Origin of the sequence: Aeromonas bivalvium, from assembly GCF_000819765.1 — a bacterium.
In the GTDB taxonomy this organism is placed as follows: domain Bacteria; phylum Pseudomonadota; class Gammaproteobacteria; order Enterobacterales; family Aeromonadaceae; genus Aeromonas; species Aeromonas bivalvium.
Map to the genome: position 1 here is coordinate 1 of NZ_CDBT01000005.1, position 202 is coordinate 202.

The 202-nt window shown below is 70.8% G+C and carries 1 protein-coding gene; it reads left to right on the forward strand.

Annotation, left to right across the window (positions count from 1 at the left end; translation table 11 throughout):
• Nucleotides 1-202: hypothetical protein (locus BN1119_RS20615; RefSeq protein WP_167335448.1), on the forward strand; the 202-nt coding region annotated here is incomplete at both ends.

The window sequence follows — 202 nt, forward strand, 5'->3', positions numbered from 1 at the left end:
GTGGAAGTGACCCTGCCGGCAGAGGCCAAGGCCGGGGACACCCTCAAGGTGAGTGGCCAGGCAGACCGGGTGCTGACGGCAGACGACATCAGCGCCGGCAAGGTGGGCTACGAGTTTGACCGCCCGGCGGATGGCGCGACCCTGACGGTGACCGCCACCCTGGTGGACGCGGCGGGCAACGTCTCCCAGCCGGGCAGCGACA